The sequence below is a fragment of the Xanthocytophaga agilis genome, from assembly GCF_030068605.1.
Lineage (GTDB): Bacteria > Bacteroidota > Bacteroidia > Cytophagales > 172606-1 > Xanthocytophaga > Xanthocytophaga agilis.
This window is the reverse complement of the sequence record NZ_JASJOU010000001.1, coordinates 136643-158076: the sequence shown is the minus strand read 5'-3', so window position 1 is coordinate 158076 and position 21434 is coordinate 136643. Positions and strand designations below refer to the sequence as shown.

General features: G+C 38.6%; 13 protein-coding genes. 7 read left to right on the top strand and 6 right to left on the bottom strand.

Going from position 1 to position 21434, the window contains the following annotated elements; genetic code table 11:
• Positions 1-188: 188 nt before the first annotated feature.
• A complete protein-coding gene (locus tag QNI22_RS00615) occupies positions 189-2288 on the bottom strand; it encodes a M28 family metallopeptidase (RefSeq protein WP_314508659.1) in 2100 nt (699 codons plus the stop codon).
• 138 nt (positions 2289-2426) lie between these two features.
• Between QNI22_RS00615 and QNI22_RS00610 the strand changes: the two genes are divergently transcribed.
• Positions 2427-3626, top strand: coding sequence for a GTP-binding protein (locus tag QNI22_RS00610; RefSeq protein WP_314508658.1), 1200 nt, complete (start codon positions 2427-2429; stop codon positions 3624-3626).
• A 572-nt stretch (positions 3627-4198) separates the two neighbouring features.
• Here QNI22_RS00610 and QNI22_RS00605 read toward each other — a convergent pair.
• The 3 genes from QNI22_RS00605 to QNI22_RS00595 all read right to left on the bottom strand — a co-directional run bounded on the left by QNI22_RS00605 (position 4199) and on the right by QNI22_RS00595 (position 7890).
• Positions 4199-6442, bottom strand: coding sequence for a Tex family protein (locus QNI22_RS00605; RefSeq protein ID WP_314508657.1), 2244 nt, complete (start codon positions 6440-6442; stop codon positions 4199-4201).
• Between the two features lie 332 nt (positions 6443-6774).
• On the bottom strand, positions 6775-7218 hold the full coding sequence (locus QNI22_RS00600; RefSeq protein ID WP_314508655.1) for a carboxymuconolactone decarboxylase family protein: 444 nt from the start codon (positions 7216-7218) through the stop codon (positions 6775-6777).
• A gap of 96 nt (positions 7219-7314) precedes the next feature.
• On the bottom strand, positions 7315-7890 hold the full coding sequence (locus QNI22_RS00595; RefSeq protein ID WP_313985999.1) for a Crp/Fnr family transcriptional regulator: 576 nt from the start codon (positions 7888-7890) through the stop codon (positions 7315-7317).
• 102 nt (positions 7891-7992) lie between these two features.
• On the opposite strand from QNI22_RS00595, the gene QNI22_RS00590 reads away from it, so the two are divergent.
• The 5 genes from QNI22_RS00590 to QNI22_RS00570 all read left to right on the top strand — a co-directional run bounded on the left by QNI22_RS00590 (position 7993) and on the right by QNI22_RS00570 (position 16530).
• Positions 7993-8853, top strand: coding sequence for an AraC family transcriptional regulator (locus QNI22_RS00590; protein WP_314508654.1), 861 nt, complete (start codon positions 7993-7995; stop codon positions 8851-8853).
• Positions 8854-8920: 67 nt separating this feature from the next.
• Positions 8921-9523 (top strand): short chain dehydrogenase, encoded by a 603-nt coding sequence (locus QNI22_RS00585; RefSeq protein WP_314508653.1) that lies wholly within the window; start codon positions 8921-8923, stop codon positions 9521-9523.
• A 247-nt stretch (positions 9524-9770) separates the two neighbouring features.
• Complete coding sequence (locus tag QNI22_RS00580) at positions 9771-10196, top strand: hypothetical protein (RefSeq protein ID WP_314508652.1); 426 nt, start codon at positions 9771-9773, stop codon at positions 10194-10196.
• 113 nt (positions 10197-10309) lie between these two features.
• Entirely contained in the window at positions 10310-13228 is a 2919-nt protein-coding gene (locus QNI22_RS00575) for a hypothetical protein (protein ID WP_314508651.1), read from the top strand.
• Between the two features lie 323 nt (positions 13229-13551).
• Positions 13552-16530, top strand: coding sequence for a PAS domain-containing sensor histidine kinase (locus QNI22_RS00570; protein WP_314508650.1), 2979 nt, complete (start codon positions 13552-13554; stop codon positions 16528-16530).
• A gap of 8 nt (positions 16531-16538) precedes the next feature.
• On the opposite strand, the gene QNI22_RS00565 is transcribed toward QNI22_RS00570, so the two are convergent.
• A complete protein-coding gene (locus QNI22_RS00565; protein WP_314508649.1) occupies positions 16539-17555 on the bottom strand; it encodes an MBL fold metallo-hydrolase in 1017 nt (338 codons plus the stop codon).
• Between the two features lie 165 nt (positions 17556-17720).
• Complete coding sequence (locus QNI22_RS00560) at positions 17721-20366, bottom strand: WG repeat-containing protein (protein WP_314508648.1); 2646 nt, start codon at positions 20364-20366, stop codon at positions 17721-17723.
• A gap of 383 nt (positions 20367-20749) precedes the next feature.
• Between QNI22_RS00560 and QNI22_RS00555 the strand changes: the two genes are divergently transcribed.
• Entirely contained in the window at positions 20750-21349 is a 600-nt protein-coding gene (locus QNI22_RS00555) for a HupE/UreJ family protein (RefSeq protein WP_314508647.1), read from the top strand.
• Positions 21350-21434: the final 85 nt, after the last annotated feature.

Genomic DNA, 21434 nt, shown 5'->3' with positions numbered 1-21434 from the left:
AGAAAAACCAAGTCTTTTAGAAAAGATTTTCTCTTTCTGAAAAAACACTAAAAAGTTTTTTACTATATAAAATGCAAGTTTCTATACAACTTCAATTTGCAAATTTCAATTATATAAAGTATAACAAAGAAGTCCAGACCTCACTGTTATCAACGAGATCTGGACTTCCTTAGTCAGATACAACTAGTCTATCCTAACTTTTTGGTCAGAGCCGTTACCTTTTCATTTAGAGATTGAATAGCCTTCAGATAGCGAGTCTCTAAATGAGGCAGGTTGGCTGTTGATTTTAAAGATGCCTCATACATAAAACCTGGTAACATCCAGGAAGCATAGCCACTATAAGGATCAGGAGACGCATACAAGGATTGATACCATTTACCATAGGCCATCCCTTGTGTATCTATAAATGACTTCTCCAGAGAAATAAGAATTTTATTTAATTCTGCAGTTGTGTTTTTAACACTCTTATTGGCTTGAATATATTTTTGTTGTGCTGCATTATATGTTTCAATATTTTTTCCAAGTTCATGAACAGCAGTCATTAGCTTTTCACAAGAATAAGCAGGAGAATACACTTTTATCGTTTTCTCAATAGTACTTAAATGCTTTTCCAGGTCTGTTGCATATCGACTTACATCATAAGGAATCACTTCAGCATTAGCCAATCGCATAGCCATAATACCAAATATCTGTGAAACCATTGGCCCCATTTGAAAAGTAGGATCAACAAAGCGGGAGTAATATTCAAAATTATCATAAGCCGAGTGATAAGGTGTTACTCCACCTGTTCCCCCACCCCACGAAGGCACACCAACATACATATAAAAAGCGATATGATCCGACCCCCCGCCCAGATTTCCTACTTCAGGTTCAGATTTAGCTCCTGCCCACTGCTGATAGACTGTCTTATCAGAACCCGGATAAGAAACCATCTGTGTAGCATCTTTTAACAATTGTTTCAACGATGGGGAAGAAGCCCCTCCAAAGAACTTACCTGATACAGCTGCATCTGCATTCATATAAGCAACAGCTTTAGCAGACAATTCTTCTTTAAATTGCTCAACCCATTCTGTCGATCCGATTACCCCAAATTCCTCAGCATCCCAATGACAGATTTTAATACTGCGCTTAGGTCTGTAACCTGCCTTTGTGAGCTCTCCCAGTGCTTCTGCTACAGAAATGAGCATAGAGGTTCCACTATTTGGATCTGTTGCTCCATGAACCCATGCATCATAGTGTGATCCCAGAATAATCCACTCATCGGGGAACTCACTACCTTTGAGTGTACCAATCACATTAGTGACTCTGGTAAAGTCATTCTTTTGCTCTACTTTTAAATGTACTTTTAGTTTACTCCCTCCTTCAATCCGATAGGCACAAGGCAAAGCCCCTTGCCAGCCAGCAGGCACGCTCTGTCCTGTCATTCGGGTTAGAATTTCTTTGGCAGCACCATAAGAAATTGGAGTCACCGGAATTTTATGTAAATCTACTTTATCCGGAGATAAGCGTTCTATTTTTTTCTTTCCATCTAATGGTAATGCAGGCACAAAAGGAGTCAAAGGATCACCTGTAAAATCTACTGTCAATAAAGATCCTCTCTGAATATAGGAATCATTTGCCTGAGGTCCTTCCGGATAAGTAATGCCCTTCATATATCCAGCATCTATCGGATCTGTATAGATTATTACTCCGGCAGCACCATGTGCCTGAGCATGTTTGGCCTTGTATCCTCTAAAGTTCCCACCATATCTGGCTATAACAATTTTACCCTTAACAGAAACTCCCATTGACTCCAGCTTTTCAAAATCTTCCTTTGTACCAAAATTAGCATACACTACTTCTGCTGTTACATCTCCAGAACCGGAAAATGAGTTCCAACCACCTGTAACACGAGGTTGGCCTGAAAAAGCATCTACTGGTGTTTCAGTAGTATTTAATTTTATTTTCTCAGGTGTGATGATTTCAACTGTATTTTCACCAGGAGACACAGGCATAAAAATGTCATAGGCAGGTTCTTCTACCTGCCAACCTGCTTTTTTCATTATATCTACAATATATGCTCGTACTTGAGCATTCTCAGGAGTACCTGCAGAATGTGGTACACGAGTCAATGCTTCCAGATGTTTTTTATAGACTTCAGGCTTAGGTTTCTGCAAAAAAAGTTTTTCAGCTTCTTGTTCTTTTGCCTGTTGAGAAGGTAAAAAGCCTGTTAAAGATTGAGCATTGAGAGTATGAGCTCCTGCTGCGACAAAGAGACAGATAGAAAGTCTCCAGAAAGTTTTCTTCATGATGAATGGTTGGTTTGATCAATTGGTGTTGCGATAACGAATGTAGGATTTTTTTTAAAAGTTCCGATGGATTTTTACTTTTGCAATATTGTTGCAAAAGTAAAAATCCATCGTTCAAGTAACCAACTACTTATTCTTATGCAAGAAGTTAAAAAATTGCCTGTTACTGTTCTCAGCGGCTTTTTGGGAGCAGGTAAAACTACTCTCCTGAATCATATTCTTTATAACAGAGAAAATCTGAAGGTGGCCGTTATTGTCAATGATATGAGTGAAGTCAACATTGATGCTCAGACTGTACAAAGAGAAAATACTTTATCCAGAACCGAAGAAAAACTGGTTGAAATGTCAAATGGCTGCATTTGTTGCACATTACGGGAAGACTTAATCCAGGAAGTAGAGAAACTTGCAAAAGAAGGAAGGTTTGATTATTTGCTTATTGAAAGCTCAGGAATCTCAGAACCACTGCCTGTTGCTCAAACCTTTACTTTTGTAGATGAACAATCAGGTGTTAATCTTTCCAGGTTTTCACAACTAGATACATTAGTCACAGTAGTGGATGCATTTAATTTTGCCAGAGACTATGGAAGCAATGAAACTGTTACAGACAGAAAACTAAATGAAACGGAAGATGACCATCGCCCAATCGTTAACTTACTCACAGAACAGATTGAATTTGCCAATGTTATTATCTTGAATAAAGAAGATTTGGTAACACCACAAACATTGGGTGAGCTAAAAGCTATTCTACAGAAGCTTAATCCCAAAGCCCGTATTATTGAATCACAGTATGGACAGGTTGAGTTAAAAGAGATTCTTCATACTCAACTTTTTACATTGGAAGAAGCTGAAATTTCGTCAGCATGGCAGGAAGAGTTACAAAAAACGCATACACCAGAAACCGAAGAGTATGGTATTAGCTCTTTTGTATTCCGATCCCGACTGCCATTCCACCCTGAAAGATTCTGGAACTACTTAAATATGAACTGGCCTGCCAATATTATTCGTAGTAAAGGTCTATTCTGGCTGGCCTCTCGTCCCAGTGTAGCACTAAGCTGGAGCCAGGCAGGCGGATCCTTACAAGCGGAAACTGCGGGTATATGGTGGGCATCTATGCCGGAAGCGAAAAGAGAACAACATACAGCATATCAGGAAAACAAGCAACTAATAGAGGAACGGTGGAATAGTGACTTTGGTGATCGTATAAATGAACTGGTAATTATTGGTCAGGATATAGAAGAAAAAATCATCAAGCAGGAACTTGGTTTGTGCCTATGTACTCCATTTGAAGTTCTACAGATGTATAATGGTCATAAATTCACCGATCATTTCCCGCATTAGTTCAATTGTATCACCCTAGTAAAACGAAAATTCTCCGAAGGACACCTTCGGAGAATTTCAGTAACAAACCACTTACAACCTAAATTCGTATTTTTATATTTTAATCAGACTTACATCTGAGGATATATCTGCTTGATTTACATTACAAAGATACTATATCTATCCCTTCCCTGTAAAGTCACAATTCACTCATTTTCATACACATATACCTTCTTTTCTGTTTTTGAAAAAAATGCATTATTTGTAAACTTCAATTTCTCTATTCTTCCTTTTTTTCAAACGCCATCTGCAAAAACAAATATCAATTCAATGATATAGTGATGTTTTTAAAACCCACCAAAAAGGTTTTATACTGATTTATAGCGACTTACATTTTACTCACCCAGAAAAAGTACAAGTAACGACCCTCAAAATAAACTTATGTTTTTTACAAAGAAATGACTCTTTTTTAGCAAAAATTAATCAATACATTACATTAAGATAACAAAAAGGCTGACATTACTGCCAGCCTTTCTTTATCTATTTTTAAATCAACTTTCTCATTTTAAGCAAATTGCTCGCTTTATCAGCCTTTATTTAAATTTGCTTCTCAACTGAGCCAATTTCGCCTGTAGATCGTTTTCTGGTTCTGCATTTTTCTGCGAACGTTCTTTAGACTTTCCAGCACCTGCTTTATCAATTGGTTTACCAGTTTTTAAAGAGAGAGCGATACGCTTGCGTGCAATATCCACTTCCATTACAGTCACTTCAACTTTCTGCTGTACTTTTACAACCTCATTTGGATTAGAAACATATTTGTCTGACAACTCACTGATATGCACTAATCCATCCTGGTGAACGCCAATATCAACAAAGGCACCAAAGGCGGCTACGTTGGTAACTATACCTGGCAATTTCATTCCTACACGTAAATCTTCCATGGAATTAACACCATCGGCAAACTGGAAAGTCTCAAATTGCTCACGAGGGTCACGGCCTGGTTTAGCCAATTCAGAAACGATATCCTGTAACGTAGGTAATCCTACTTCTTCACTCTGGTATTTGGCTAAAACCAATTGTTTTCTCAAGCTATCTGTCTTCATCAGATCTTTTACAGAAGTATTCAAGTCTGTAGCCATCTTGTTTACCAGATCATATCTTTCGGGGTGTACAGCACTGGAATCCAATGGATTTTCTGCATTACGAATCCGTAGGAAACCAGCTGCCTGTTCGAATGCTTTTGAACCCAGACGTGGCACTTTCTTTAATTCTTCACGGGTTTTGAATGGACCATTGGTATTCCGATAATCAATGATATTCTGCGCTAGTTGTGGTCCCAATCCCGATACATAGGTTAATAACTGCTTACTAGCAGTGTTGACTTCTACCCCTACAGCATTTACTGAACTCATTACTACATCATCCAGACTCTGCTTTAATGCAGACTGATCCACATCATGCTGATATTGTCCAACACCTATCGATTTTGGATCAATCTTAACCAGCTCCGCCAGTGGGTCCATCAAACGACGTCCGATAGAAACAGCACCCCGAACCGTTACATCATAATCCGGAAATTCTTCGCGAGCTACATCGGATGCAGAATAAATAGAAGCTCCGCTTTCATTTACCACTACGATCTGTATTGTACTTGGCAAACCAATGCTGCGCACAAAACTTTCTGTTTCACGACCGGCCGTTCCGTTACCAATAGCAATAGCCTCCACCTCGTAACGGGCACACAATGCCATAACTGTATGAATAGCATCCTGTTTTTTATTTGGAAACTCAGGATAAATCACATCATTATGCAATAACTTACCCTGACGGTTCAAGCAAACTACCTTACAACCTGTACGGAAACCCGGGTCGATTGCCAGAATGTTTCGTTCACCTATTGGTGCAGCCATCAACAGGTTACGCAGGTTATCAGCAAATACCCGAATAGCTTCTTCGTCAGCTTTCTTCTTGGACATCAGACGGATCTCTGTTTCCATTGAAGGTTTTAACAAACGACGATATGAATCTTTTACCGCTAATTTTACCTGATCTGCACTATCACTACGATTCTGAATAAACTGTCTTTCCAGTAATTCAATTGCTTCTTCCTCTTCAGGAGCTGTATCTAATAAAAGGAATCCTTCTTTTTCCCCTCTTCTCATGGCCAGCACCCGATGTGATGGAGCAGTGGAAACCGATTCACTCCATTCAAAGTAGTCTTTATATTTTTGAGCTTCTTCTTCCTTGCCAGGAATCACCTTACTGCTATACGATCCTTTCTTCCAGAAAAGATCACGTACTGCAGCACGTGCTTCTGCATTTTCATTCACACGTTCAGCTATGATATCGCGTGCTCCTGCGAGTGCTTCATCTGCAGAAGCAACTTGTTTCTCCACATCTACAAATTTCTCTGCTTCAGCCAGAGGATTAACGGCCGTTTGCTGTACAAAGATAATATCTGCAAGAGGTTCTAATCCCTTTTCCTTTGCAATGGTTGCACGAGTACGTTTTTTCGGTTTGTAAGGTAAATAGATATCCTCCAGAACAGCCATTGTTTCTGCTGCATGAATGGCAGCTTCCAGCTCTGGTGTTAGTTTACCCTGATCACTGATAGATTTCAGAATTGTTTCACGACGCTTATCCAGTTCACGTAGTTGTTCTATACGATCACGAATAGCAGTAATCGCAACTTCATCCAGAGATCCGGTTACTTCTTTCCGATAGCGGGAAATAAAAGGTACTGTACCACCTTCATCAAGCAAGGTAATTGTGGCTTCTACCTGCTTAGGTGTAATGGACAGTTCCTGAGCAATTTTGGCAATGTGTGTTAAACTCATGTAACTCCGACTATTTTGATTTGAGGCCGCAAATGTAAGTCTTTTCAGTGAAAAAGTGGTCGTAAAAAGACTGGTGTTTCTTATTAAAACTGAAGATAAAAAGCCCGATTTTTTTGCTTTTCTCAAAGATCTTTTTTACCCATTTTGCTATACAATCGGATCAGCCATCACACAGAAAAGTTACAGATAATCAATCTGCATATCTATTTTTTAAAGGACACCAGAAATTGAAAGATTTACTTTAAAAGGTATGATTCAGCATTACAATCCCTTGTAAATACAACAGATTTACAAGGGATTATGAATATAAACTAGAAATCTCATCAAATCTATTATTCCCTGATAGAAGGTGTTAATTCTGTGGCAATACCAATTCGGTTCCAAGCATTAATTGCGATAATAGCCATTATTAGTTGAGCCAGATACTGCTCATCAAAAAAGCGTGCTGCTTCTGCATAGGTTTTATCGGATACACGTCCCTGAATCAAGGTAACTTCTTCAGTTAATGCCAGTATAGCACGTTCTTCTTCACTAAAGAAGGGTGTTTCACGCCAGGCAGATAAAGCATAAATTCGTTGTTCTGTTTCCCCAGCTTTACGGGCATCTCTGGTGTGCAGATCTATACAATAGGCACAGCCATTGATTTGTGAAGCCCGGATTTTAATAAGTTCTCTATGTAACTTTGGTATCTCTGTAGTAGATAGGTATTTTTCAAAAGCAAACATAACGTTGTAAGCCTCAGGCTCTACAGTATTTATTTTGATTCGGGTGTTCATACTATGTGATGTTTAGTTGGTGAGTAATTCAATACATCACAAAAGTGCCTTAGTTCGAGCTGAAAAAAATTAATCTAGTTCAAGAAATGAAGATACCTAGATTTTCTTTGCACGTATTTTACTTAAAAATTCAGGCGTAAATCCTAGGTAAGAGGCCAGCATGTATTGTGGTATTCGCTGAACGAATTCAGGAAACGATTCATTGAAATGATGATATCGTTCTTCTCCTGAGAGTGTGTAAATGTATTGTATCCGTCGCTGAGATGCTCCATAAGCTTTCTGCAATACAAGACGAAAATAGCGTTCAAGCTTAGGAATCTTATGCAATAACATCTCATAATCATTCTTATGTATGCGAATCACCTCTGTATTTTCAACTGCCTGAATAGCTAATGAAGAAGGTATTTGGTTGTCCAGGCTATCATAGTTGGTAATCCACCAGTTTTCAATAGCAAACTGAGTTATTTGTTCCTGACCTTTTTCATTGATTAGAAAAGCTCTTAAACAACCTTTTGCTACAAAAAAATGAGCTGAACATATCTGGTCCAGATGTAATAGAAAATCTTTCTTTCGGAACTCCTGTATGCTACTATATACACCAATCAAATCCTGCTCTTCTTCGTTTAACTCTACATATCGACGGATATGCCTCAAAAGCGCTTCATGCTTCATATAATGTATAGTAAGTATTAGCAAAGATACTTCATCTCATTTGAGAAGCTTTGTACCTCTCAGTATCTTTGGGTTATTATTTTGTTTTATTCCCTTTATGCAATGTTGACAAGAAGTCCACAGGAAACAAATGAAAATTCTACCTTCCTTATGGCTGGTGATACCTATTTTGCCAAATATATTGTTCAGAAAGCTCAGCACAAACGCACTTACTTCATAAAAGAGCATTCGTTATTGTTTGTTCTGCAAGGTCAAAAGCTCCTGCATTTTCCGGAAGAAACACTTGTAGTTGAACCAGGAACTATTTTGTTATTAAAAAGAGGGATATATGCGATGTCAGATTATGTGCCACAAGGTATCAACTACGAAGCACTGGTGGTTTATTTTACTGATAAGCTTTTGAATGAATTCTTATATGAAAATCCACTCTCTGCCACCCTTCCCAAAATGGACAAAGAATATCTGCTACTACCATCCGACGATTTGCTTAACAGTTTCAAGATGCAATATATGGCATATTTCAAACGTCCCTATCCACATATTGATCAATTACTGCAAATGAAAGTTCAGGAGCTTTTTATGCTGCTGAGTCTTGGAGCACATAAAGATTCTGTATTATCTTTTATAAGATCTATTACCGACAAGGTACCGTTGGAATTGGAGTATGTTATGCAGCAATACCTGTTCCATCCGGTCACGCTTGAAGAGTTAGCTAGTCTCTCAGGCAGAAGCCTGGCATCATTTAAGCGCGACTTTCAGGCACATTATCATTCCTCTCCAAAGAAATGGATTAATCAGCAACGTCTGGCTCATGCCCGTGTATTATTAGACAATACCAGCCATAATGTCTCAGAAACAGCTTTTGCCTGTGGATTTGAAAGTGTGTCTCACTTTATCCGGATTTTTAAAAAGCACTATGGCTTTACCCCAGCTCAGAATCGAACCAATCAGGCAATTCTTTGAGCTTTTTGCGTTATCAGGGTTTGTTCAGTGCACTATAATTTTGCAGAAACCTTAAACGTAAAACAATATGAAAATTCTGATTATTGGTGCAAATGGCACTATTGGCAAGAAAGTAGCTCAGGCATTATCGACAAAACACGAAATTATCACTGCAGGTCGCACCAGTGGGGACATTCAGATGGATATTACCTCTGCACAATCGATTGAAGCAGGTTTCAAACAAATAGGTTCACTGGATGCCTGTATCTGCACAGCCGGAACAGGATACTATGGCAAACTGGAGACCATGACAGAGGAAAATGTGTATAGTGGTATTAGAAACAAACTTATGGGTCAGATCAATGTTGTATTGATTGGACAACATTATCTGAATGACACTGGATCAATTACCTTAACATCCGGAATCTTATCTGAAGAACCCGTACGTAATTCGTCTTGCGTGGCTATGCTCAATGGAGGCATCAATAGCTTTGTGCTAGCTGCATCACTGGAACTAACACGAGGCATACGTATCAATGTGGTAAGTCCCGGATTAGTAGAAGACTCTGTAGAACGTTATGGAGCAAGTTTTCCCGGAATTGATCCTGTACCGATGAATAAAGTCGTAAACGCCTATATACGCAGTACAGAAGGTGCAATAACAGGGAAAATACTAAAAGTATATGCCTAAAGAACCTGCCACAAAAAAAGACAGCTTAAACATCAGATTACACTCTTTATCCTTACAAAACCTCTGCCGGTGGCCAGAGGTTTTTCTTTTTCCCAAAAACAGATAGTTTTGCTACTAACGAGCCGGAAACATGAACTTCAAGAAACTCACTCACAAAGTTTTACTATACCATTCTATGAAATTTTGTCTTTTCTTCATTTGCACATGCTTGTGTCTAACTGCTGTTGCTCAGCAACCCTGCAATTGTTTGTGTACAGCAAATGAAACCAATGTATATTCCTTCCAGATGACTAACAAAAAGACCGTGTCACTCTGCAAAGAGAAGTCAGATAAATACCTGGTATATAGATTTGGGACAACTGCTAAAACCGAATTACAATATCCGGAGCAGTTGGATGAATCCAGTTGGAAAAAATTTACCTTTCGCTATTATCAGAGAACAGGTGGTAAAGAAACAGATGCAAAAGATCTTAACTGGCTTTCATTTTCCAATAAAGGAACAGAATATACTGTATACTCAGAATATTACAGTCAATCTAATTCATCTAAGGTAGGCATTACAGTAACCACTATAGAGGGTAAGGATATTGATATTAAAGGTCTTGCGCAAACGCAAACAGGGAAAATCGCTTCTTTTAAGCAAAGTGCTAAAATTGATAAAGACGAATATTAAGTATAGTCTATTCACATACGTTTCCCAAGCCTCATTTTCGTACATCTATTCTAACAATGTATTAGTTTATCCTATTCATTGCCTTTGCATCCAAGATTTATCCTTCATTTCTAATGAAACCTATTTGTCTGTCTGCTTTATTTTTCTGGTTTTTGCTCAGTTTACATGCACAAACTTTTTCTATCCTGGAACAGAATCCAACCAGTATTCGATGGAATCAGCTACAAACACCTCGTTTCCGTATTATCTATCCCAGAGGATTAGATAGTATAGCTCAATATACAGCCAATCTACTACAGACCAATTACGCATCGGTATCTCACACACTAGGAAAGCAACCCCGAAAGCTATCCGTTGTATTGCAAAACCAGACTACTATCTCCAATGGTTTTGTTACTATGTTTCCGCGGCACTCTGAATTTTTCACAACACCACCTCAGGACCCAACCCTAGCCGGAACCAATAACTGGCTGGGTCTCCTGTCAGTACATGAATTTCGGCATGTGGTACAATATGATAAGATGCTCACTGGGTTTACCAAAGGAGCTTACTGGATATTTGGAAACAATGCATTGGGAGTTATTAGTCTTACCGTACCCAACTGGTTCTGGGAAGGAGATGCTGTGAGTACTGAAACAGCCTTAACATCGGGTGGTCGAGGTCGTATTCCACGTTTTGACCTCGAATTTCGAACCCGGTTACTTACAGGCAGCGAATTTTCGTATTCAAAAGCAACCTGTCGTTCATATAAAGATTATATACCCAATCACTATGTATCTGGATACTTTCTATCCTCTTATTTAAGACGCCATTATGAAGGAGATGCCTGGGGTAAAATACTTACGCGTCATTATAAATTCCCTCTTGAACCCTTTTCATTCTCAGGAGCTATCCGTAAAGAAACAGGAATGAAGGTGGAACAACTGTATCACGAAGCCGCTAAAGAACTGGCAGGGTTATGGCGTAATCAACTAAACCAGCTCAATGAGACACAAGCCACTCTCCTGCCTACTGCCCGTAACAAAGTAATGACGAATTACGAGTTTCCTCAATATCTGGACAATACCACTATTGTATGCCGTAAATCAGGAATTGGAGATATAGAAACATATGTTTCTCTGAAAAAAATGGAAAATGGAAAAGCAATAGAAGAGAAATTGTTTACTCCTGGTATTGTAGAATTTACCAGCCATGCATCCAATCCATCCAATGGTATGTTATCTGTAGCTGATAGCAAGATTGTATGGACAGAACATGGGTTTGATCCCCGCTGGAATATGAGAGACTATGCTGTAATCAAATTGTATGATCTGTCTTCACAAAAAATTCGTAGAATTACGCGCAGAACGAAATTGTTTGCACCTTCGCTTTCACCTGATGGGAAAACCATACTTGCAGTAGAATACACTGCTCAAAACCAGTCTTCTTTACAATTATTGGATACACAAACTGGTCAAATAGTTCAAACGGATTTATCTCAATGGTTGAATGAGGGATTTAATGCCTCCGAGCACCCTCTTTTTCAACTACCACGATTTTCTTCGGATGGTAATTATATTACGTCTGTCATTCTTCAGGAAAATAGTAAAAGTATTGTATTATTTGATCTAAAGAACAGAACAAAACAATCATTTCCATTTGGAGATGAAAACGTGTCGCATCCTGTTAAACATGGTGAGTATATTTATTATAATTCACCTTTTACAGGTATTGACAATATTTATGCACTTCATGCTCCTACAGGTAAAAAGTATCAGGTCACTTCCCGAAAGTTTGGAGCATACAATGCAACAATCTCTCCTGATGGCAAAGAAATTGCGTTCAATGACTTTACACCAAACGGGTTTCGTATTGCTACCATGCAGAACGACCCTTCTTCCTGGCAACCATTGGAGGACCTAGCAAATCGTACAGTTTCCTTCTATCGCCCACTACTTCTACAGGAAGGAGAGAAAAACCTGTTAAGAATGACCAGCCATGATTCTTATACCATAAAGCCATACAGCAAACTAGCCAATCTGATTAATCCTTATAGCTGGGGACCTGTGGTAAACAGTACTGGCAGTGACTTTTTTGTCGGTATTTCGTCTCAGGATATTTTAAGTACTACAGCCATTCAAACAGGAATTGGATATGATGCCAATCAACGAACAGCTAGTTATATAGGAAATATTAGCTATCAGGGCTTATATCCTGTACTGGATTTAAATGTATCCAGCGGAAGTCGAAGTGGAACCGGGTATGTAGATCGTAAATTACCTTTGGATAGTACTCGTACAGATATATGGAGAGAAACCAGCATCTCCGGAGGTGTTCGTTTACCGCTCACATTTACTCGCTCAAAATTTAGAGAAAGTCTGGTGCTATCTGTTTATAGTGGCTATACAAAAGTAACAGATTATGATTTTACAGCCCGATCTTATAGCGAACAAAGCAATGGATCTTTATATGATATGCGATATGCGCTACAATATAACAGATTGCGCAAACAAGCCTTACGGGATGTATTTCCCAGATGGGGACAAACACTTACCTCACAATACCGTCACACATTGCCAGGCAGTGATTTTACAGGAACTCAATATACAGTCCAGGGTGGTTTATTCTTTCCAGGACTAGCCAAACATCATGGATTCTTACTCAGAGGTAATTTCAAATACGAAGATGTGAGTGCCACACGTCAAAACTATCGGTTTGCAGCTCCTATCGTCTTTGTAAGAGGACAATCTTATACAAACTCAACCTATTATACTGGCGTATATGCTGATTATCGTTTTCCTATCTTTTATCCTGACTGGACATTAGGCAGATGGTTCTATATACAGCGGATTAAAGGCAATCTCTTTGCCGATTATGGACGTCTATCCACTGGCAATGCAAGTGCAGAGTTGACTTCTATAGGAGTAGATATATCTGCCGATTTCAACTTTATGCGTTTATTACCTCAGCTGGAACTTGGGTTTCGCACAGTGTATCGTCTTCAGTTGGGAGATATCATTATACAGCCACTCGTCATAGACATAGGCTTCTGACATTTCTGTTATAGAAAACAATAAAAAGTAAGTTTCTTAATTTAGCTGTGTTGATATTTTAACAGTGGAAAGCGTCCTATACATTTTTCTGTGAATATTTTCTACTGTTAATTATCTACATCACTCCTACACTTTATTCAGGATAAAGTCCTATTCTCATCTAAGCCAACCACCCTCATTTCTTCTTTTTATATTTGAAAGTCAACGTATTGCTTTTTCATTTTTTTTTCGTTTATTTGAATAGTCCTATATGAGCACCTTTTTTTCTGTATCCATACAAGATCTGCATCTCTACAACTCTGTCGGGTAAGCTCTATCCACGAATGATGAATTCTGACACCCAAAACTTATTCCCAATTCTTGTAAATACTATTCCAGATTATTGGGAATGGCATATACTGACAAACCACGTTTTTGTAGATCCTTACTTTTATAAAAAGTTAGGTTATGAAATCACGGATTCCAACGAACTATCCAATCACTGGAGGCAGCTGGTTTTTCAGGAAGATCTGGAAGTAGCTCAGGAATCTTTGACCAATTATCTTCATAGTGATGGCAAAATTCCGTATGAAGCCACACTACGCTTTCGGCATAAAGATGGGTCCATTATGCATGTCCTAAGTAAAGGTCAGATAGCCAAGTGGGATACTCAGGGTAAACCTACTCTATTTACAGGTATATATTTCGATATATCCTCCTTGATGAAAATACAGGAAGAGGTTAAAAAAAGTAATCAAAGATTAGAGTTGATTGTAGATGGTATTGATGCCGGTATATGGGAATGGGATATGGAAAGCGGGAAAACCTGGTGGTCAACTAAATTTTATCAATTATTGGGTTATCAGGAAAGTGATGTTATTCCTTCCTACGACACGTTCATGAATGTACTCCTTCATCCTGAAGATAAAGAGCAGGTTGAGAAAGCTATCAAACTACATCTGGAAACAGCCTCTCCATATAAACTGGAAATTCGTCTAAAGCATAAGGATAGTACATATTATTGGTTTGAAACATCTGGTAAAGCACTGTTTAACAACCAGAACAAGCCCATTCAGATGTGTGGCTCTATTATTGATATCACAGAGAAGAAGTTGCTGCAACTGGAACTGGCTGAAAGTGAATTCCTATTACAGGAAGTTTCTAAAATGTCCAAAGCAGGAGGTTGGGAGTATGATCTTGCAACTCAATCGCTTCGTTGGTCACAGGCATTGTATGATATCTGGCAAATGCCAGACGATTTTACACCTACATTAGACCAGGTTCTGAGTCGTTTTATTCCACCTTATACCTCCTTGATACAACAAAAGGTAAAAGAAGCCATAGAAACTGGCAAGCCATGGAATGAAGAATTTCAGATTATCACTGGCAAAGGAGATATTATTTGGGTACGAACTCTCGGCAAACCCATATTTGACAATACAGGAAAGATAACAGGTCTGCGAGGTGCCACTCAAAATATTCAGGAGCAGAAAAAAGTACAGGAAGAACTACAAACCTATTTTGAAATTTCTGTTGACGCACTTAACATTGCAAACTTTGAAGGATATTTTATTCAGGTGAGCCCGGCATTTACTAAAATGCTTGGGTTTTCCAAAGAAGAGGTTCTAGCTATTCCATTTCTGGAGCTCATTCATCCCGATGATCTGGAATCTACACAGGCAGAACTGCAAACGTTGAATCTTGGTATACCAACCCTGCATTTTACCAATCGATACCGCACAAAAGATGGTCAGTATTTGTGGTTAGAATGGACCTCTGTGACTAAAAATGAGAAGATATACGCCATAGCTCGGGATATTACAGACCGGAAAGAAGCAGAAAGACTGTTGCAGCAAAGCAAAACCCAACTACAATTATTCATTAGTCAATCACCTTCTTCATTGGCTATGCTGGATACCCAGTTAGATTATCTGGCAGCCAGTGAACGTTGGTTAATTTATTATGGATTGGATCCAGAGAATTATCTGGGACAAAATCATTATCAGTTACTTCCATTTATAGCCGAAATGCACCGAACTAGCCATGACAGTTGTCTGGCAGGAAATGTAGAATCCAGTGAAGAAGAATACATTTTACGCGAAGACGGAACAGCTGTTTGGATGCGCTGGGAGGCTCGTCCCTGGTATACTTTAGAAGGACAAGTAGGTGGAATTCTACTTTTTACAGAAGATATTACATCCCGCAAACAAACAGAAGAACAGATAAAAGAGAATGAAGAGAAATTTCGAACTATGTTCAATCTGTCTCCTGTAGGCATGGTATTAACAGAACCTTCAACAGGGAGGTATGTAGAATTTAACAATGCCTTTGCAGAAAGTACTGGCTACTCCAGGGAAGAGCTCAAAAGTATGACGTTTATAGACCTGACGCCTCCCGAATATGAAGATAGCGATAAAGCTCAGATTATACTTGCCGGAGAAACAGGACAATATGGACCATATGAGAAAGAGTATATTACCAAATCCAGCGAACGGATTGCAGTATTAATGGCTGGAATCATTATAAAAAACCGGAAAGGGGAAGAATACGTATGGTCTTTTATTCAGGATATTTCTCAGCTTAAGAAAAGAGAACAAAAAATAAATCTGTTGTTAGATGAACTAGTAGCTTCAAACTTACAAAAGGATAAACTGTTTTCTGTCATTGCACATGATTTACGGGGATTAATCGGAAAAATTAATACACTTCTGGAGTTTTCACTTTCCTCTAATGAATCACTAGCTCCTGATTTACAAGAACTGTTATCCCTATCTCAGCTTTGTTCGGTCAATGCAAAAGACTTACTGGAAGATCTTTTACTCTGGGCTCAGAGTCAGTTTCAGAAAGTATCATTTGAACCGGGGCTTTGTACTGTATTGCATATTGCAAAATCCATTTTAGAACACAATCAATATCAGATACTAGCAAAGAATATTGTGATTACGAACCAGATTGCCCCAGATCTAGTTGCCTTTACAGATGAATCTATGCTTAAGGTAATACTCCGGAATCTGTTGTCCAATGCTATCAAGTTCTCTAAATCAGGCGGAGAAATTATTTTAACAGCCAGCCAACAAGATAGTATGATACTATTTTCTGTGAAGGACCATGGAGTAGGCATAAGTCCCCAAAACCTGGAAAAACTTTTTCAAAAACACACCAACTTTACTACGTATGGTACCCATGGAGAGAAAGGCTCAGGCATAGGCCTTGAACTTTGCAAAGGGTTTGTAGAAAAACATGGAGGGCAAATCTGGGTTTCCAGTGAACTTAATCAAGGCACTACCTTTACTTTCTCTTTACCTTTACCAAATCTCGCATAGAGAAACAATTATCCAATTGGCAAAACCTCTCCAATATCCAGTAACTTTAATTCACCATTAATTTTACCCTTTTCTTTAAGATCAATAAGCATGCGCTGTGGTTCACTTAATGGTTCATCAGACAGATCAAATGTACCATAATGCATAGGGATCATATTCTTGGCTTTCATTTCGTAAAAACCCTTCACTGCATCATCCGGGGCTATATGATTAGAGCCCATAAACCACCTGGGGGCAAAAGCTCCTACTCCTATGATACAATAATCTATTTGAGGAAATAGCTCACCTACCTGTTTTAAATGGCTTCCATACCCAGTGTCACCACTAAAATAAATTGTCTTCCCTCCTGCTTCAATTATGTATGCTCCCCAAAGTTGAGTGTTTGTATCTGTCAATCCACGTCTGGCCCAGTGTCTGGATGGCAAATAGTAAACTTTAATTTTTGAGTTATCTGTAATGTATTGCTGATACCAACCTGCTTCCTGAATCTGTGTACTTTTGGTAAAGTCTTGTAATAAACCCTTCATCCGTAACCCGGTCAGATAAGTAGTCTGAGGATTTTGTGAGGCTACTATTTTTAAACTAGGTTTATCACAATGATCACGATGGTTATGGGAAATCAATACATAATCCAATCCTTTGATATCCAAAGCTGCAACTGGTAGTGCAGCTTTGCGTTTTACAGGACCTGCATTTCCAAAAACAGGATCTGTCAGTAGGCTAACTCCATTGATACGAATAAAAAAAGTAGCGTGTCCCAACCATACAATCACATCGTCAGATGAGGTCAGAAACGAATTACTCTTTCTGACGGGAAGCTGCCACCGCTCCTGTTTTTTTATTTCTTTATAGGGATTGTGTTCTACTTGCCATTTCAATACATCCTTCAAATAAGGCCAAAAAGGGAATTCATGGTTTATAAACCGCCCTTTGGCATCCAATGGAGTACCTTTCCATTTTTCATCAGGTAAAATAGTGCGTAATGCCGGATTGGATGTATATGAAACAGGAACTAAATTCTCCATAAAAATAAAAGTATATTCAACTAAAAATGCCTTACCCTCTACAAAGTTTAAATCTACACATACAGACGAAGATAGTCGCAAAAAATTGTCAGGAAAGAATCGCTTTTTCTAAAAAAGAAAAAACCTGAGTTAACTCAGGTTTCTACATTTTTTGAATGGCTGGTATTAATCACAAACAATGCGATCATATCGCTGCTGATCAAACAATTGCTTATGTACTTTCTTGCCATCACGGTCTATGTAAAATATCAGATATACATCGGCAGTATCAATATACTTTTCGCCCAGATAGAATGGAATTTCCTTAGTGCCTACATTACGCAGATCATCATACTCGAGATCTACTACAATACCACGCGTATTGCTAACTATACCATACTGCTTGTTGGCATACAAACGCATAATTATTTCTTTATCATCCTGCCGGATGTATTCAAATGCATCTACAGGCTTTAATGTATACTTCTTTTCTGCAATCTGATAAAACTGCCATTGATCACCTTTTTTTACAAGAGCTACTCCATATTGCCAGTAATTTATCTCATCAAAAATAAATTCAGAAGCAGGTTCATTGTCCGCAGTCACAAATCCATACTTTCCATTTTTGGCAGCTACAAATAAAAGCGAGTTATCTGTATACGGTTTAATAAGTCGTTCATACTGTGGCGGAATATCGATTCCTCTTTCCAGATGCAGCAATCCAAACTTTCCATTTTTCAGTGTACTGACAAAACCATTCTCATAATTCAGTGCACTATACAATAAAGGAAGAATCTGTTTTCCGTTGCCATCCATCAATCCCCATTTCCCTCCTGCTTCTACAGCAATAAGGTCAGGTGTCCATAGTACAATCTTGTCGTATTTAACGGGTAAAATAGCTTGTCCTTTTGCTGACAGTAATCCCTGTGCACCTACTTTATCTTCCACCAAAATCCAACGACGTGACTGTTGTCCCTCCAATTGTAGTAAACTAATTTTAACGAAATTACCAAGTTTAAGGAATGCATCCGGGGCAAAAAAACCGTAGAAAACAGTTCCTTTCTTAACGGCAAATCCATCTTGCCCCAATAACATTACCGTATCATAGTCAAACTTCAGACGAGGGGAAATATTGGTTTTCCAGATTGCCCAGAAGTCTCCTTTGCGGGTAGCATAGAATGAGTTATTCCCCCTTACTTCATCCAAACTATCAGCTAATAGCTTGCCTCTGTTATTCAGGAGTTGCTGATATTTGTCATATTGAGCTATCCATGCATTAGGCAGAGGTTTTAGCTGAGCCGCAACAGGAGTTACAATAGTCTGTAGTTCGGAGTTAATAATACTCTCATAGTCTCCAATTTTTACTTTCAGTGCATCCTGTCTGATCCAGTCAACTGAATCATATAAAAATTCCAGTGTTGGAAACTTCTTAAACAAAAGTCTTTGGTTGCGAATAATAGCATATCGCCCGTTTTGTTTGAAAGCAATCAACCCATCTTCCAGATTCTTAATTTCTTCGAACTCTGTATCTGCAACTTTTCCACCAAAGAAGTTGGTCAGACCATACTTGCCATCCTGTTTTACCAGCAGAAATGTCTCATTCAATACATCTACTTCTTCATACTGAACAGGTAATACAGCAAATCCGGATTCGTGCCATACCCCTACCTTGCCCTCCTGCTTTACCAGTAATAACTCACCTTCCAGCGGCTCGATGCTCTCATAGCCAAATCCAGTAATCTCTTTGCCTGTCTTGTCAACAGACCCCAATCGGTTTTGCCGATACACCAGCATTGTATTTTCCTTTACGCCATCACAAAAATACTCGGTATCAACCGAATCATATTTTGCTTCTATCTGGAGTTTTCCATTGGCATCAATAAAGCCAAACTTTTCATTTTCCTCATTGTAAACAGGAAAATACGCCAGCGGTTGTGTGGCAATACGTTTTTCAATATATGCTTTATCAAAGAAGTCGGGATAAGTAGTCAGGAAGTTTCCAAGTGGGTTATCTTCCTGTTTATACAAAGAGAAAATCCAATACCACGCTTGTTCAACATATGGACTCTTCGGATACCGCTGAATAAAGTCGTAATAAGTCTGTCGGGTATGAGATAAGGTAGAAAGTTCAAATAAGCGTCTTTCGGCTTCTCCTCTGTATGGACTGTTGGGCTCTACTTCCAGGAATTTTTCATACGACACAATATCATCATCCTGTGTCAGGAATTCAAAAAGCAGCAAATCGTATAGTTTTACCGCCTCATGTGCCTGACGGGCATCCGGATAGGTATCTAAAAACTTCTTATAGCTTTTATAGGTATTAATTCTGGATGCTTCCGCATACGCTAGTTCATTCCTCTTTTCTATCGCCTGTGCTTTTTGCAAAGCTTCCGGAAAACGATCTATAAATGACTGAAAACCTGGAATACTATTTTTACCTTCTGCAATGGCATAGGCAAGACTATCTATCTCACGTTTCTTGGCCTCAATAGCGGTTAGATCTATACCCGCCTTCTTCCATGATTTTAGAGAAGAACGTTCCGTTTGCGGATAATCAACCAATGCCTCCAGGACATAGGCGTAGGCTGAATCAAGATATATTTCAGTGTTTGTAAAAGTTGTAGTAAGAGAGGCGGTAGCTTGTGCCTGTACAGGTGAATAATGGTACAAAAAATACAAAGCATATACATATTTAGCTCCTGCATTTTTTGGTTGCTTTCGTAAAACCTTATTAAGAGACAGCCGGGCTTCTGCTGTATGGTTTTTTCTCAGCTTTTTTAAAGCAGAGGTGACACGATCTGCATATGCTGTAGAAGATATGCAAATACACACAGTTACCCACAAACAACAAAGGTATGTCTTCACGTATATGTAAAACTTTGACTATGAGGCAGAACAAAAAACTCACTTTTCTTCTGGCGTTGCAATATACAACGACCCTACCCTCTTGTGCCTAAAAATTCAGTACTTTTTTCTGCCCATGTAATAAAAAACATCATTTTTCTTCTTAGTTTTCACGAAATTCTAACCCAATTACAGAAATTCAGTTCCTATTTTATGCAATACTATGCCTAAGTGCTTTGTATACTAGTTCTCTTTAGCAGTTATTATTCCAGTTCAACAGCAAATAGCATATGGTTGTAACAAACACCTGAACACTAGGGGTTATACATTTTAAGCCATTTTCTAACCAACCTACATTCCACTTACATCTTATGAATAGTTTTCAGGCTTATTTGATTATGGGCTTTGACCATATCACAGATCTGAATGGATATGATCACATTTTATTTATTATAGCACTTTGTGCTATTTATCAGATAACGGAATGGAAACGTATTCTGGTATTAGTCACTGCATTTACCATTGGTCATTCCATTACATTGGCTGTTGCAACCCTTCAGCTTTTCACATACAGAACGGATGTAGTTGAATTTTTAATTCCTGTCACCATACTTCTTACAGCTATATTCAATCTATTTTATAAAGTTCCTAAATCTTACTCTCTCTCAAATCCGACCAAACCACAATATTCCCGTTATTTTCTGGCAATGGGTTTTGGCCTGATACATGGACTGGGCTTCTCCAACTACCTGCGTAGTCTGCTAGGCAAAGAAGAAAGTATCTGGCAACCACTGCTTGCCTTTAATATTGGCTTGGAACTTGGTCAGTTAATTATTGTTGCCATATTTGTTATTGTTGCGTCACTATTTGAACGAATCTTAAATACCAATAGACGTGACTGGAACCTTGTACTTTCAGGGGCAGTAGGCGGAATTGCCCTCATTCTCATTCAGAAAACATGGATCTTTTAAATCCTTTATACAACATAAAGGATAAAAATTTTATTCCTCGTAAAAGACATATTCTACTAATTACAAAGTACTTGGCAGTATAATT

Coding starts and splice junctions, on each gene's coding strand:
- QNI22_RS00575 (WP_314508651.1), top strand. CDS start 10,310: ATGAAACCTATTTGTCTGTCTGCTTTATTTTTCTGGTTTTTGCTCAGT.
- QNI22_RS00570 (WP_314508650.1), top strand. CDS start 13,552: ATGATGAATTCTGACACCCAAAACTTATTCCCAATTCTTGTAAATACT.
- QNI22_RS00565 (WP_314508649.1), bottom strand. CDS start 17,555: ATGGAGAATTTAGTTCCTGTTTCATATACATCCAATCCGGCATTACGC.
- QNI22_RS00615 (WP_314508659.1), bottom strand. CDS start 2,288: ATGAAGAAAACTTTCTGGAGACTTTCTATCTGTCTCTTTGTCGCAGCA.
- QNI22_RS00605 (WP_314508657.1), bottom strand. CDS start 6,442: ATGAGTTTAACACACATTGCCAAAATTGCTCAGGAACTGTCCATTACA.
- QNI22_RS00600 (WP_314508655.1), bottom strand. CDS start 7,218: ATGAACACCCGAATCAAAATAAATACTGTAGAGCCTGAGGCTTACAAC.
- QNI22_RS00595 (WP_313985999.1), bottom strand. CDS start 7,890: ATGAAGCATGAAGCGCTTTTGAGGCATATCCGTCGATATGTAGAGTTA.
- QNI22_RS00590 (WP_314508654.1), top strand. CDS start 7,993: ATGTTGACAAGAAGTCCACAGGAAACAAATGAAAATTCTACCTTCCTT.
- QNI22_RS00610 (WP_314508658.1), top strand. CDS start 2,427: ATGCAAGAAGTTAAAAAATTGCCTGTTACTGTTCTCAGCGGCTTTTTG.
- QNI22_RS00555 (WP_314508647.1), top strand. CDS start 20,750: ATGAATAGTTTTCAGGCTTATTTGATTATGGGCTTTGACCATATCACA.
- QNI22_RS00585 (WP_314508653.1), top strand. CDS start 8,921: ATGAAAATTCTGATTATTGGTGCAAATGGCACTATTGGCAAGAAAGTA.